This window comes from Streptomyces kanasensis (genome assembly GCF_043077165.1).
Classification (GTDB): Bacteria; Actinomycetota; Actinomycetes; order Streptomycetales; family Streptomycetaceae; genus Streptomyces; species Streptomyces changanensis.
Map to the genome: position 1 here is coordinate 169,847 of NZ_JBIBSF010000011.1, position 13,189 is coordinate 183,035.

12 protein-coding genes are annotated in these 13,189 nt (G+C 73.8%); 5 read left to right on the forward strand and 7 right to left on the reverse strand.

What is annotated here, in order from left to right; translation table 11 throughout:
• Nucleotides 1-117: 117 nt before the first annotated feature.
• Together ACF053_RS25730 and ACF053_RS25735 are read right to left on the reverse strand one after the other, a co-directional pair.
• Nucleotides 118-1,389, reverse strand: coding sequence for a phospholipase D-like domain-containing protein (locus ACF053_RS25730; protein ID WP_391956137.1), 1,272 nt, complete (start codon nt 1,387-1,389; stop codon nt 118-120).
• A gap of 366 nt (nt 1,390-1,755) precedes the next feature.
• On the reverse strand, nt 1,756-2,619 hold the full coding sequence (locus tag ACF053_RS25735; RefSeq protein WP_391956138.1) for an NAD(P)-dependent oxidoreductase: 864 nt from the start codon (nt 2,617-2,619) through the stop codon (nt 1,756-1,758).
• A gap of 70 nt (nt 2,620-2,689) precedes the next feature.
• On the opposite strand from ACF053_RS25735, the gene ACF053_RS25740 reads away from it, so the two are divergent.
• On the forward strand, nt 2,690-3,055 hold the full coding sequence (locus ACF053_RS25740; RefSeq protein WP_391956139.1) for a MerR family transcriptional regulator: 366 nt from the start codon (nt 2,690-2,692) through the stop codon (nt 3,053-3,055).
• A gap of 130 nt (nt 3,056-3,185) precedes the next feature.
• Here ACF053_RS25740 and ACF053_RS25745 read toward each other — a convergent pair whose 3' ends face one another.
• A complete protein-coding gene (locus tag ACF053_RS25745; protein ID WP_391956140.1) occupies nt 3,186-4,013 on the reverse strand; it encodes a hypothetical protein in 828 nt (275 codons plus the stop codon).
• A gap of 456 nt (nt 4,014-4,469) precedes the next feature.
• Between ACF053_RS25745 and ACF053_RS25750 the strand changes: the two genes are divergently transcribed.
• Nucleotides 4,470-5,951, forward strand: coding sequence for a hypothetical protein (locus ACF053_RS25750; RefSeq protein WP_391956141.1), 1,482 nt, complete (start codon nt 4,470-4,472; stop codon nt 5,949-5,951).
• 244 nt (nt 5,952-6,195) lie between these two features.
• Here ACF053_RS25750 and ACF053_RS25755 read toward each other — a convergent pair whose 3' ends face one another.
• Together ACF053_RS25755 and ACF053_RS25760 are read right to left on the reverse strand one after the other, a co-directional pair.
• Nucleotides 6,196-6,591 carry an STAS domain-containing protein gene (locus ACF053_RS25755; protein ID WP_391956142.1) on the reverse strand — a complete coding sequence of 132 codons (396 nt, stop codon included), beginning with the start codon at nt 6,589-6,591 and terminating at the stop codon, nt 6,196-6,198.
• Nucleotides 6,592-6,773: 182 nt separating this feature from the next.
• On the reverse strand, nt 6,774-6,953 hold the full coding sequence (locus ACF053_RS25760; RefSeq protein WP_391956143.1) for a hypothetical protein: 180 nt from the start codon (nt 6,951-6,953) through the stop codon (nt 6,774-6,776).
• 746 nt (nt 6,954-7,699) lie between these two features.
• Here ACF053_RS25760 and ACF053_RS25765 point away from each other — a divergent pair.
• A complete protein-coding gene (locus tag ACF053_RS25765) occupies nt 7,700-8,101 on the forward strand; it encodes an ATP-binding protein (RefSeq protein ID WP_391956144.1) in 402 nt (133 codons plus the stop codon).
• Nucleotides 8,102-8,935: 834 nt separating this feature from the next.
• Entirely contained in the window at nt 8,936-10,381 is a 1,446-nt protein-coding gene (locus ACF053_RS25770; protein WP_391956145.1) for an arsenate reductase/protein-tyrosine-phosphatase family protein, read from the forward strand.
• 485 nt (nt 10,382-10,866) lie between these two features.
• Here the strand turns inward: ACF053_RS25770 and ACF053_RS25775 are convergent, their stop codons facing one another.
• On the reverse strand, nt 10,867-11,370 hold the full coding sequence (locus ACF053_RS25775; protein ID WP_391956146.1) for a hypothetical protein: 504 nt from the start codon (nt 11,368-11,370) through the stop codon (nt 10,867-10,869).
• Between the two features lie 402 nt (nt 11,371-11,772).
• A complete protein-coding gene (locus ACF053_RS25780) occupies nt 11,773-12,525 on the reverse strand; it encodes a hypothetical protein (protein WP_391956147.1) in 753 nt (250 codons plus the stop codon).
• Nucleotides 12,526-12,602: 77 nt separating this feature from the next.
• Here ACF053_RS25780 and ACF053_RS25785 point away from each other — a divergent pair, with 77 nt between their 5' ends.
• A complete protein-coding gene (locus ACF053_RS25785) occupies nt 12,603-13,175 on the forward strand; it encodes an ArsR/SmtB family transcription factor (RefSeq protein ID WP_391956148.1) in 573 nt (190 codons plus the stop codon).
• Nucleotides 13,176-13,189 lie beyond the last annotated feature (14 nt).

Genomic DNA, 13,189 nt, shown 5'->3' on the forward strand with positions numbered 1-13,189 from the left:
CGGTACGGCCGCCCTCACCCTGACCGCGCTGTGCGTGTCATCGAGCGCCACCCGCGAGGGTGCCCGGCTGCGCCCGGCACGCCGCGCCCGGCTGCCGGGTCGCGTCCCCCGGTCCGCTCAGTCGTCCGAGGTCGACTTCACGCCCTTGCACGCGTCGGTGTCGTCCGCGGCCCCCGGGACCGCCGCCGCCTTCGCCGCGTTGAAGTTCGCCACGTACGCGTCGTGATGGGCGGAGTCGTCGATCTTGAGGAGCGCCTCGTCGTTCTCGCGCAGCGCCGGCCCCGAGTAGTTGTGGCTGCCGGTCCAGACCAGCTTGTTCACCGCGCCGTCGTACTTGCCGTCGATCAGCAGGTACTTGGAGTGGATCACGGAGTTGGTGGTCTTGGGATTGCCGTCCTCGTCGTGGTTGTGACAGCGCAGCGTGGGACCGCCGGAGGCATGGAGGGCCTCCCAGGTGCCCGGGCTCCCGGAGCCGGCGGCGCTGTCGGTCTCCGCGTAGAGCACGTCGACGGCGCAGCCCGCCCTGCGCAGCGCCGTCAGCTTCTCCGCGACGCCCTGCCGGGTCAGCCGCAGCACGGCGACGCGGATCTTGGTCTGGCGGGTGGTGGTGCCCTCGGTCCACTTGCAGGTCACCTTGTCGAGGGTGTTCCAGATGGTGTCCCGGGAGTTGCCCGTCCCCGAGTAGGGGAAGAAGTACGCCTTGAAGGGGGAGTGGGCGACCGACGTGTAGTTCCACGCCCGCCAGTCCATCGCGACGAGCTTGTCGAAGTGGCTCGCGTACGTGCCGTACACGGCGGGGTTGGACGGAATCACGAAAGCGTCGTTCCACATACGGGTGTACGCCGAGGGCGACATGTTCGACGAGCTCTGCACCACCAGGTCGGAAGCCCCGTCCACCTGGGAGAACAGCCAGAACTTGTTGTGGTTGAGGCCGTTGCTCGGCAGCGCGTCGGGGTTGCCCAGACAGGACTGCTTGGGCGGGCACAGGCCCACGAACGACGCCTTGGTGCGATCCGTGCCCAGGGCCTCCTTGAGGATGTCGTACGAACCGTCCGTGGGGATCACGCTCGTCGAGTCGAGCATGACCTGCACGTTCACCCCGCGCTGGGTGTGGGCGTCGGCGAGGGCCCGGGCCACTTCCTCGTCGTACAGGTGGTACAGCGCCACCTTGATGTCCGACTTGGGGGCGGCGGTGGATACGTAGGTCAGCAGCCGGATCCGAATGGCGTGCTGCTCCTCGTACGTGCCGGTGGGCTTGTTGAAGATCGGCCCCTGGGGCACGACCGCCGCCGCCTCCTCGGCGTCGCCGAGGTGGATCCCGGCAGTCAGCAGGATCGTGCTCAGGGCCGCGGCGAGCCGGCGTGACCTCCAGCGGGATGCCGTGCGCATCGTGTCCCCTCCCCGTTCAAGCCGCCGCCGTCGGCGACGGTCCTGAGGTGTTGTTCGGCATGGCCGATGGTCGGCGCATGACATGTCGACAGGGAAACGATCTTGCCAGAAGCAGCGGAACGCACCGCACGGGGCACCCCACCCGCCTGCCGGAACGGGAGGGAAGGCCCTCGCCGGCCGGGGGGGGGCCACTCGCCGGCCCGGTGCCCCGGCGGCGCGGCCGCCGGCCGGTCGGCCCGTCACATGGCCGGCGTGGGGACCGGGGCCTGCCCAGGCGCGGCCCCCGGACGGCACGGTCCGCGTCGCACCACGCCCGCCGGCCCCGAGGGGCGCTGCCCCTCGGGGGCCGAGGACCGCCGGCACTCCTCACGGCGTGCGGAACTGCTCCACCAACGCCACGTATCCGCTGGCGCCGTGACCGGCGGTCACCGCCCGCTCGGCCAGTGCCTTGACGAGTCTCGGCAACTCGGCGTTGACGCCGAGCGACTCACTCTCCTCGACCACGTGCGCCATCGCCGCCAGATGGGTGTCGACCGTGCCGTCGTCGGCCGGGTAAGTGCCGTCGTCGACCTGCCGCGCGTAGCCCGGCAGCCACCCGGCCACCGTGTCGATCGCCGTCTGTGCGACGGGGAGGTACGCCGTGGCGGACACACCGGCCGTCCCCAGGATCGCGGCCCCGTTGAGGAAGCCGTCGAGCATGCCCCACATGAGGACGAGCGTGGCCATCTCGTGCGTCGCCGACAGTCCGGGGTCGTCGCCGAGGTGGAGGCCCGTGCCGAGACTGCCCAGCGTGGTCTCGTGGGCGTCGTACAGCGGTCGCGGCCCGCTGTAGGCGACCACGGCGGCGGCCGTGCCGACGGCCTCCGGGACGGCCATGATCCCGCCGTCGAGGTATCCCCCGCCGCGGCGCGCCACCTCCTCGGCGAGCGCCCGCGCGCGCGAGGGCGTGCCCGAGGTCAGGTTCACCACGACCCGACCGTCGAGCGGTCCGTCGAGGACGTCCGCCACGGCGTCGTAGTCCGACACGCAGACCACCACGAGCGGGGCGGCCGCGAGCGCGTCCGCCGGAGACTCGGCGAGCGTCGCGCCCATGGCCACCAGGCCGTCGGCCTTGGCCCTCGTGCGGTTCCACACGGTCGTCGGGTGTCCCGCGCGCAGGAACGCCCCGGCGAGGGCGCCGCCCATCAGGCCGAGACCCAGAACCGTGACGGGTGTGCCGATGTGCGTCATGTGCTCCTCCTCTGATCGGTGGGACGATCGTCGACGTTCACACCGGTATGAAGGTCAAGGGGGAGTGCGCATGCTGATCGGGGAGCTGAGCCGGCGGACCGGGGTGAACCCGCACCAACTGCGGTACTACGAGGCGCAGGGCCTGCTGGTGCCCGACCGCGGCGACAACGGCTACCGCGCGTACGGCGACGACGCCGTCCTGGCCGTGGCCCAGATCAGGAAGCTGCTCGACGCCGGGCTGTCGACCCGGGAGATCGGGTACCTCCAACCGTGCGTCAGCGGCGCGGCGCCCGACCTGAGGCCCTGCCCCGAGACCCTGGACCTGTTGCGGGCGCGCATCGCCGCACTGGACGAGCAGATCGACACGCTCGTCGAGTCCCGCGGGACACTGCGGGAGTACCTGGTGGCCACGGAGCGCCGGCTGGCCGACCAGTAGCACCGTCCCGCCATCCGGCTGCCGAAGCAGCTGCGGGTCCTGCCCCCCGCCCACCCCGTCCCGCTGTTCGCACGCGGCGATCCGCCGTCCTCCCACGGGCCCCGTGCGGGTCCCACAGGCCCCCGTGCGGTCATGGGGACAAGGGCAGTTGGTCGCCGGTGGCGCCGACCTCCAGGCGCGCGTAATCGGGATGGTCCAGTCGGTGGTGCACGTAGATCTGGTCGGCCCACGGTGGGTCGAAGGGCGTGAACGCGCGCAGCCCCAGCACCCGGCCGATCGGCCTGGCGGGGTGGTCGGCGTTGAAGTCGGCGATGGCGGCGGCTTCGCCGATCTGCTCGATGGTGCCGGGCAGGTCGTCCAGGTAGCAGGTGACCCGCGGCAGCAGGTGCTCGTGCGCCGGACGCCGGAAGACCTCCAAGGCGGTCACGGTCGAGGAGTAGTAGTCCAGGTCCAGGCTGACGAAGCCGAGCGGGTGATGGCGCAGCAGCTCCGCCCGGGAGGTGAGGTACGCGGGCAGGGTCTCGGCGAGGTCCCCCAGTACCAGCTCCGCCTCGCCCAGGCGGGCGCGGAGCCGGTCGTGGTCCATGGTGTAGAAGCCGGGGCCGAACAAGTAGGGGATATCGCGAGGGTCCGTGGCGGCGGGCATGCCCGCACCGCTGTCGAAGCCGACCACCCGCACCGCCACCCCGGTGGCGGCGGCGTAGTACCGGGCGTGCTCGGCCAGAGCCAGCAGCCCGTTGCCCCCGGCCACCCCGAACTCCACCACCGTCACCCCCCGGTGACCCAACCGCGCGGCCAGCTCGGTGGCCCGGCGCACCCCGTAGGCGTAGTGCGGCCGCTGGACCAGACCGAACCGGTACGCCCCCGCGGAGCCGGTCCCGGGCAGCCGTCGCAACAGCCGGTGCAGGGCGGCGTGCCGGGTGCCGGACTTCGACCACTCCCACAGCACGTCCGCCACCCCTCCCTGCGGTCGACGGCCGAAGGGATGACCCTTCTGAGCGGTCGAACGTGAGCTCCTGGGCACCACGACACCCCCTGCACGACGGGCAATGGTCACCCGCAGCCTTCCCTCCCTCCCCCCACGCCCAACCGCGGGCCGTGCCGGGGAGCCCGCGCGTCCGGCCCGGCCCGGTGGGCGCGTCGCCGGGCCGGGAGCCACCGTGCAGCCGGTAATCCGAGGGCCGGAGCACGGGCCGGTCCGCATGGCCCCCTGACGGACACCGCGGGCCCGCGCGAAGCGGCGAACGCATCGCCGTACGTGCTCCGACACCGCCCGCACCGGCCGGCGGCCACCCCCGCGGCACCGCCCGCCGCTCCCGTGACGCGCCTGCGCCGTCACCTGGGCCGTCCGCCCGCGGCGCCCTCGATGGGGGGACGCGCGGGCCCGGCGCGGGCTGTCAGTAGAGTCGGGCCCATGCAGCGCACGACCGTCGACGGCGTCACCGTCCTGTGGGCCCCGGGACCGGCCCCCCTCAGCGCGGCGCTCACCTTCGGGTGCGGCGCCCGGGACGAGAGTTTCCGCACCATCGGGGTCACCCACCTCATCGAGCACCTGGCGATGAGCACGCTGCCCCGGCTGCACCACGAACACAACGCCTCCGTCGACCTGGAAGTCACCCGCTTCACCGCTTCCGGCCGCCCGGAACAGATCACGGCCTTCCTGGCGGCGATCTGCGCCGCCCTGTCCGACCTGCCGCTGGACCGCATCCGGCACGAGGCCGGCATCCTGACCGCCGAGGCGTCCTCGGTCACGTCACCGGCCGCCGCCTTCCTGCTCAACCAGCGGTTCGGGGCCCGAGGCCCCGGTCTCGCGCCCTACGTCGGACCCGGTTACGACCGGCTCCCCGCGGACGCCGTCCGGGCCCACGCCGCCGCGTACTTCACCCGCGTGAACGCCGTCCTGCAGCTCACCGGGCCTCCGCCGGAAGGTCTGCGGCTACCCCTGCCGGATGGCCGGCCGCCGCAACGCACGACTCCTGCCGCGCGTACCGGTCCGTCCTGGGACGAGGCGCCGATCGAAGGAGCCGCCATCGCCCTGGCCACGCCCGTGGGCTCACCGGCGGCCGCTCTCGGTCTCGCGCTCCTCGAGCACCGGCTCACCGAGCTCGCGCGGCACCGCCGCGGTCTGAGCTACGCGGTCCAGGCCGAGTCGAGCCTGCGGGACGCTCACACCGTGGACACCCTGCTCTCACTGGACTGCCGCCCCGGACAGGAAGCCGAGACGGCCGAGCTGCTCTGGCAGGAAGTACTGCGCCTGGGTCGGGAACTGCCCACCGAGGCCGAGCTGAAGGACGAGATCGAGGGCTTCCGGGAGAGCTACGAGGACCCGCGGGCCCTGGAGGCCGAGCTGGACCGGGCGGCTTGCGCCCAGTTGTTCGGACTGCCGTCCCGGGACGCCGCGGCCCGGCTGGCCGCCCTGCGCGCCGTCGTGCCCGAGGACGTACGTGCCTGTCTCGCGCGAGCCACCGCCGGCGCGCAGTTGGCCGTGGCGCCGGACGTCGAGCCCCGGCTGGCCGCCCCCGACGGACGGCCGCTGCCTCGGGGTGCCTGCTGGGAGCACGGCGTGCTGCCCGCGGGCGAGGTGTTCCGGCCGCCGCTGTCGGCGCGCGCGAGGTACGGCGCGGCGCGCCGCTCCCGACTGGTGCTGACCGGCGACGGTGTGGCGGAGATCGACGGGGACGGGCGACTGCACCACATACGCTTCGACGAGATCGTCGGCCTGGAGCGGGATGGTGACGACCGCACGCTCTTCGGGGCGTCCGGCTGCCTGATGGAGCTCTCGCCCCGGAAGTACAGCGGGTGCGGCAAGGTGATCCGCGCGGTGGACGCCGCGGTGCCGGCGGGTCTCGCGTACGAGGTCTCGGCACTGGCGCCGCAGGACCCCGAGAAGACGTAGTTCACGGACGGGCCGGGCGACGGGCCCCAGGGGGCGTCGCACGGGCGGGGGAGGAGCGCGGCCGTGCCGGGGGTCCTGGCGGCCCGGACGTACGGCGGGGGCCCTGCGGCCCGGACGCACGGCCGTGCCCGGCCCGCCCCTTGCCGCCCGCGAGTAGGTCACCGGGCCCGCCCGGCCCGGTGACCACCCGCCGCTCGGTATCCGCCCGCCCGTGGTCGTAACACCGGGGTCGGGGTCGGGCCGGTCACGTCGGGGTCGCCCCGCTGCCGGTGCCGCTGCCTGTGTCGTGTTCGGCCAGGGCCAGCCGGGCCTGCTCGACGGTGGGGGCGAGGGTCAGGATCTCCGGTGCGCCGACGAGCGTCAGGAGGGACATGAGCCGTTCCGGGGCCGCCGCCACCACCAGCCCTCCTCCGGCGTCGAGGACGGCCTTCCGGACCAGCAGCAGGATGGTGAAACCGCGCGAGTCGCAGAACTCCAGCCCCGCGCAGTCCAGTACGAGGCGCCGGTAGCCGGCTGCGAGCAGCTCACCGACCGCACCGGTCAACGGCGCCTCGCCGGCCATGTCGAGCTCACCGCCCAACGCCAGCACCGCGTCCCGCTCCACGATCGCCGGCGTGATCTCCAGCCTTGCCACCGGCATCCCGCTCTCCTTCTCCCTCGGCACGGCCTGACGGCACCCACCCTACGAAGCCCCCGACCGGAGCACCCTCCCTCGCGCGAACACTTCGATGCCCACCCCCCCCGCCGCACGAGCCCGCTGATCAATCACGGTCGCCGTGGTCACCCCCGGCGAGCAGCGGGAGGGCGAGGAGTGGCCGCGGCTCACACGGGAGCATCACCGTCCCGTCCGGGGTCGTCGGGAGGCAGCAGGTCGTGCACCCGAGCCGCCTGGCGGCGCACCCGCGCCACCGCCGCCGACATCTCCTGAGCCGCCTGCTCCGCGGCGTCCTCGCCCGCGGCAGCCGTCTCCGCTTCCGTGTCCTCCTCGCGGTCCCTGTCCATGGAGGGGTGAGTGCCCTGGCCACACACGGGTTAACGCCACCCGAACGGGTGACTTGACCAGCTCCTGGCTGAATCCCGCCCAGCGACGGAGCCTGCACGAGGCGCCTTCCGAGCCCGCACGAGTGGCGCGGCGTCTCCCGAGCCCGCGCGGCCGACCGGCGCGGCCGTCGTCCGCCGGGGCCGGGCCATTCGGCAGCCGGGTCCGGCGGGGGTGGGGGTGACGGACGCGGCCGGTCGCCAGGTCACGGAGGTGGCAACGCGGCGTCGGGGCGGTCGCCCGCTCGGCGGGTGGGAAACGCCGGTCCGAGCGCCGGTGGGCGCGCGGCGGCGGTCTCGCTGCGACCGGCCCGTGCCCGGCAGCCGGCCGGAGCTCCCGGGGACGACGTCCTCACCCGGCGCCCGCGCACGCCTCCGAAGGGGGGTGGGGGAGAGGTGGGTCACTGACGCAGGTGGGTGAACCAGGGCACGATGCCGCATGGAGGGGTGGTATGCCTGGGGAGGTCCGCCGCCCCTCCACACTCCTGCACGCCACGAGACCTCCACGGCAGGCTCCCCCCGTCGCCCGACCCGGCCGCCCGGCACGTGCCCCCCGGCGCCCTACCGGAGACAGGACACACCGCCCTTCCTCGACCGGCCGCCACACGCCGGTGAAAACGGCCGGACCATCCCGGCGTCGACTTCCTGATGCCGGGGCACTCGGTAGGACACCACCACGCCCGGACCCTCATGCGCACGGGAAGCGATCCATGACCCCCCACGAGCGTTCCCTCGACTTGACCGGCACCGCCACGGCATCCGCGCGGGCCCGGGAGACAGCCGCCGCCTTCCTCGCCGAGTCGGTACGCCGCCGCGGCCGCCCGGCAAGCCCCGCCGCGAGCGACGCGGTGCTCCTGGTGGCGAGCGAACTCGTCACCAATGCCGTACGGCACGCCCCCGGCCCGTGCACCCTGCGCCTGACCGCACACGAGGAGGTGGTCGTCGTCGAGGTCACGGACACGAACCCCGCGCCGCCGGAGCCCCGCGCTCCGGACATCACCGGCCGGCAGGGCGGCTGGGGCTGGAAACTGGTCACGCGCCTGGCCGATGACGTCCGTGTGCTGCCCGCCCCGGACGGCGGAAAGACGGTGTGCACCCGGCTCCCCTGGTGACCGGTCGACCGCCCCTCACGCCGTGGCAGTCGGCCCCCGGGGCGGTGCAGCGGTCGGCGCCGGGGGTCCCGCACCACCGCCCGTGTCTGCGGTCGTGAGCCCGGTTGCCGCGGTGCTCGTCGTGCCGCCGCCCGACCTAGGCCGGCCTCACCGCCCGACCCCGGCCGGCCTCACCGGTCGACCTCCGCCGGCCCCACCGCTCACCCACCGCGCCCTGACCGCCGCGGTCGACGTGCCCCGGCCGCGAGCTCCGGTCACCCGTCCCCTTCCCGTTGCGCTTCGACCGCGCCGCACCGCGCCGCACCCCGCTGCCCCGCCGCCTCACCGGCCCGGCAGCGCGGTGCGGCGCGGTGTGGATCGCGAGCCCGTCGCGGTCATCGAGTGCCCGGCCGGCAGGAGGGCACCGGCGCGGTGTGTCCGGTGGGCGTGCCGTGCGGTCAGGGAGCCGCCGAGGCGGGTGACTCCCCGGCCGAGCCGGAGGCGTGCCAGCCGACCGTGCCCACGTCGAGCCCCCGCTGCGCGGCGACGACGACGGCGGGGGCGTGAGACCGGCGCGGACGCTCGCCCCTTCCTACCGGCGATGCGCTGACGTGCTGCAACACCACCGTTGCTCCCGTCGGAAGCGTTGTCAGTGGTGACGGGCACGGTCACGCTTTCCTCGTACAGCCACGCCGAACGGGTCGTCTGGCGGGCGGCATTCGGCATGCCGGCAGTCAGGCCCTCCACCTACGCAGTCCGGGCGGGGGCGTGCGGGCGTGGCCCCCGGGGCCGATCGGGAGAGGGGCGGGGATGGTTTGGCTCGCGTTCGGGTACTTCCTTTCCTACATTCCCTACGTGCTGCTGTTGAAGGCGCTGACGGGCGGCATCCCTCCGGTGGCCGGCGTGCCGGTCGACGGAACGGTCCTGCTGCCGGCGGCCGCGCTGGGGCAGCTCGCCGTCATGCCCGTCTTCCTGGCGGCCAGCGGATGGTGGCGCTACGCGCGCGCGACCGGCACCCCGGGTACGGACCGCACCGTGGTGTCCCTCGCTCACGTGGTGGGGGCGGGGTTCTTCACCTCCCTCGTCATCGGCACCACCGCGCTCAACTTCACCTTCACCGGCGTCTCCGTGTTGCTGGTGCTGCTGCTCATGCGCGGGGGTGTCCTGATCGCCTCGCCGCTCATCGACAAGGCCCGCGAACGGCACGTGACACCCTCCGCGTGGACGGCCCTGCTCCTGAGCCTCGCGGCGGTGCTGGTGGCCGTCGGCGGGGTGCGGGACTTCCACCTCCCCCCGGCAGCAGTCGCGAGTGTGTGCGTCTACCTCATCGGCTATGCGGGCCGGTTCGAGATCATGAGCCGCGTCGCCAAGTCCGGTGTGGTCGCCAGCGACCGCCGGTACTTCGTCCTTGAGCACGCCACGGCTCCCGTCTGCCTGGTCGTGCTCCTGGTGGCCGGGGCCCTCGCCGGCCAGCCGGGACTCCGAGCGGGCTTCACCACCTTCCTCACGACCCCCGAGGCCTTGACGGCGGCAGCGGTCGGTGTGGCCTACGAGGTGCTGTTCGTCTTCGGCACGCTGATCTACCTCGACCGTCGTGCGTTCTCCTGGTGCGTCCCGGTGAACCGGTGCGCCAGCCTCGTCTCGGGCGTCATCGCCGCGTACCTGCTCCACCACGTGGCCGGGTTGCCGACCCCGACCACTGCCGAGCTGGTGGGCCTGGCCCTGGTCGTCGCCGCGATCGGCGCCCTGTGCTACCCGACGGTGGCCTCCCGGCGACTCCGCTCGGGCGGCGGCGCACGGCGGGTGCTGTTCGTCTGCGGGGGCAACACCTTCCGCTCACCCCTCGCGGAGCTGGTGGCCCGCGACGAGGTGGCCCGGCAGGGGAGGGCCGCATCCTCCCTGCGGATCACCAGCGCCGGGGTGACGGTCCCCGCGAGGTGGTGGGGGGCACGGATGTCGCCCCACACCACGACCGCCCTCGCCGGTCTGGGCATCCGCCCGGCCCCCGGGGCCGGACACCCCCGCCTGCGCCGCGCGCGACCGGTGACGCCGCGCCTGTGCCGCAGCAGCGCGCTCATCTACTGCATGACCCGCGACCACCGGGACGCCGTCCTCGCGGTCGCGCCCGAGGTGGCCGGCCGCACCCTGTGCCTCGACCCCGACCGCGACATCCCCGACCCGCACGGCGCGTCGGCGGACGTACACCTGCGCTGCGCCCGGCACATCCAGCGAGCGGTCAGGCAGCGGCTGCGCCAGTTCCCGGGCCCCGACCAGCACCCGCCCGCCCTCGGCACCGGCTGAACGGGACGGGCCGGCCGGCGACGTCCTCCTCGCCGCCCCCAGCCCGGGAGGCCGCCGTCCACCGCTGCGGCACCGCCCCCGTGCACCTGGCCGGGCGGTCGACCTCGCCAGAGCACGAGCCCCGGACGCAGCGGAGTGGCCGCGCACTCGGGGGAGGGGTGTGCCGGGGGACAGGTGCACCGGTGCCGGGAGACGACCGTGCGCAAGCGAGGTGCGTGGGCCCCACCACCTGCGCGGTGGCGGTGACAGCCGTCGCCGTCGTCCTGCTCACCGGTGGGTTCACGGGGCAGTCGGCGCCTGGTGCCCGCGTCAGCCTCAGCCGTCCCGCCGGCGGCTGCCGGCATGACCCGTCACCCGCCACACGACGGGGTGCGCCCCCGCTCGTCACCCCGTCACTCCCGGACCTCCTCAGTGGGCACGCCGCCACGCCTGGAGCCCGACACCCCGCCACGGGGACCACGGTTCCCGCTGGGTACTGCCTCCCCTCACACGGGCTGATCAGCCGCGTTCGTCGTCTCGTCGTCGGCCAGTGCGCACAGGGCGAGTACGGTCGCGTGCTGTTCGGCGGTGAACCCGAGGGGTTCGACGCCCTGCTGCTCGTACCCGAGCCACATGTCGCGCTGGCCCTCGGCGTACTCCCGGAGGATCTGCCGGGCCTCCTGCGGGGTGACGTAGAGTGCGACGGCCACCTGCCGCCAGGTGGCGCCCAGTCCGAGGGCCACGTGGATGCGGTTGCCGCGCCCGCACTCCACGTCCCGGCGGATGGACTCCCGTAGCGCGAGGACGGCCAGGGCGTCGTCGACGTCGCCGCCTTCGAGCTCGTGGGGGGACCGGGTGGGGGTTCGACGGGCGGGAATCCGGTTGCGGTACAACCGGTCCTCGTGGCGGCTCACCTTCTCGATCTGCCAGGACAGCGGGGTGGCGGCGGGCACGTCGTCGGGGGAGCGGACCTCCAGGCGTGTCCAGTCGGCGTGCTGGTCGGTCGTCATGGGTGCCCTCCAGGCGGTGGTTCGGTCGGGTCAACGAAACCACGGCGCCGAGGACCAGGCCGAGTGGGGCGAGCTGACCCTCGGTGATCCCATCACGGTGGCGGGGACCGCGAGCGCGCGCCCGTCGCGATCAGGGCGTTCGCCGAGCAGCACGGGTGGAAGTCCTCCCACTCGAATCGACCTTCGCGACGGTGGGGCCGGGGACGAGGCCACGAAGGGCGCCGGCTCCTGCGCGGCCGCCCTCGCATGGACGTCGGGCCGACCGAGTCCGCTTGAGGGCTGTGAGCGCACTCCCCTCGCCGCCCTGGTCGGGCCGGCGCCCGCTCCGACCGCGGTCGCCTCGTGGACCGCTCCGGGGCTCCCGGGCCTGGGCCACCCCGACGGACTGACAGATGCGGTCGGTCACTCGACCGAACCGACCTGTATGTAGGGCCGGATGCCCACCGTGACGTCCATGTCGAAGGCGTTCGACCCCGCCGCGGACGGCAGGCCGAGGGCCCGGTCGAGCACACGGCGCAGGGGGCCGCAGCCACGGGTGCCCGGGGCTGCGAAGCTCGTGTCCTGGGCACCGAAGGCGACGACCAGGGGGTCCTTGGTGATCACGCGGGTGGGATCGGTGTCCTTGAGCACGAGGTGGACCGCGTCCTCGTGGCTGCCCACCGAGCAGCCCGGCGACGGCACGGCCGGCGACCCGTGTGCCGAGCCGATGGCGAACGTGATGTCGAACTCGCCGCGCCGGGTGTCGTCGGACAGGAAGTCCGAGTAGCCGCCGTACTGCGGAGTCAGCGTCAACGGGGTGCCTCCCACCCGGATGGGCGCGGCGGTCATCTCCCCGAAGACCTGACGGAACACACCCCCCACACGACCTTCCGCGAAGGCGATCTTCATGGGCTCGGTGAGCGGCTCGTCGACGGCGCCCAGGCGCAGATGCCCCGTGGCGTGCATGACCTCGCAGCGCCAGGTACCGGGGTCCGCGCCGGCGGGCAGTTCGTCGATGGCCGGGCAGGCGGAGAAGTCGAACGGGGACGGTGCCGGCAGCCGTTCGGCTCCATGTGCGGGTGCGGCGACCAGGGTGAGGCCGGCCAGCAGGGCTCCCGCAACGGCACTGGCGCAGCGGCGGGCGACCGGACGGAAGGTCTTTCGGTTCGGCGTCATGCACCACAGCATTGCAGAGATTTCTCTGCAGAGGAAGCTCTGCAGAGAAATGACTGTGATCCGGATAGACTGCCGCCATGACGGACGAGCGGAGAACGGAAGCCGTACCGCGGCGCACGGTCGACAGCCCCGAGGTGCTCAAGGCCCTCTCGCACCCCCTGCGCCTGCGCATCCTGCGCCACCTCGGTGCGGCGGGCCCGGCCACGTCGACGACGCTGGCCGCCGCCCTCGGCGAGAACACCGGGACGCTCAGCTACCACCTGCGCATGCTGGAGCGCAGCGGCCTCGTCGAGGACATCCCCGAGCGTTCCGCCGGGCGTGAGCGCTGGTGGCGCGGGGTGCGCGGCCTCGACATCCGCAGGCCGCCGCAGGGCGAGCTGACGGAGGCCGAGCGCGCCATGTCGGCCGAACTGGACCGGATGAGGATGGAGGAGGACGTCGAGCTCGCCCGGCAGTTCACCGCCGGGCAGGCCGATTCCGAAGGCTGGATGCGGGGTTCACGCAGCCTCGTCCATCTCACGAAGGGGGAGCTGGACGCGTTCCACGACGACTATCTGGCGCTGCTCGCGCGCTACGCCCGTGACCCCGAGGACGCCCCCGGCGACGCACGACCCGTACTCCTGCGCTGGTTCGGCCTTCCCGCTGACTGACCGGCAGCGGCTCG

Coding starts and splice junctions, on each gene's coding strand:
- ACF053_RS25735 (WP_391956138.1), bottom strand. CDS start 2,619: ATGACGCACATCGGCACACCCGTCACGGTTCTGGGTCTCGGCCTGATG.
- ACF053_RS25785 (WP_391956148.1), top strand. CDS start 12,603: ATGACGGACGAGCGGAGAACGGAAGCCGTACCGCGGCGCACGGTCGAC.
- ACF053_RS25775 (WP_391956146.1), bottom strand. CDS start 11,370: ATGACGACCGACCAGCACGCCGACTGGACACGCCTGGAGGTCCGCTCC.
- ACF053_RS25760 (WP_391956143.1), bottom strand. CDS start 6,953: ATGGACAGGGACCGCGAGGAGGACACGGAAGCGGAGACGGCTGCCGCG.
- ACF053_RS25740 (WP_391956139.1), top strand. CDS start 2,690: ATGCTGATCGGGGAGCTGAGCCGGCGGACCGGGGTGAACCCGCACCAA.
- ACF053_RS25755 (WP_391956142.1), bottom strand. CDS start 6,591: ATGCCGGTGGCAAGGCTGGAGATCACGCCGGCGATCGTGGAGCGGGAC.
- ACF053_RS25750 (WP_391956141.1), top strand. CDS start 4,470: ATGCAGCGCACGACCGTCGACGGCGTCACCGTCCTGTGGGCCCCGGGA.
- ACF053_RS25780 (WP_391956147.1), bottom strand. CDS start 12,525: ATGACGCCGAACCGAAAGACCTTCCGTCCGGTCGCCCGCCGCTGCGCC.
- ACF053_RS25730 (WP_391956137.1), bottom strand. CDS start 1,389: ATGCGCACGGCATCCCGCTGGAGGTCACGCCGGCTCGCCGCGGCCCTG.
- ACF053_RS25765 (WP_391956144.1), top strand. CDS start 7,700: ATGACCCCCCACGAGCGTTCCCTCGACTTGACCGGCACCGCCACGGCA.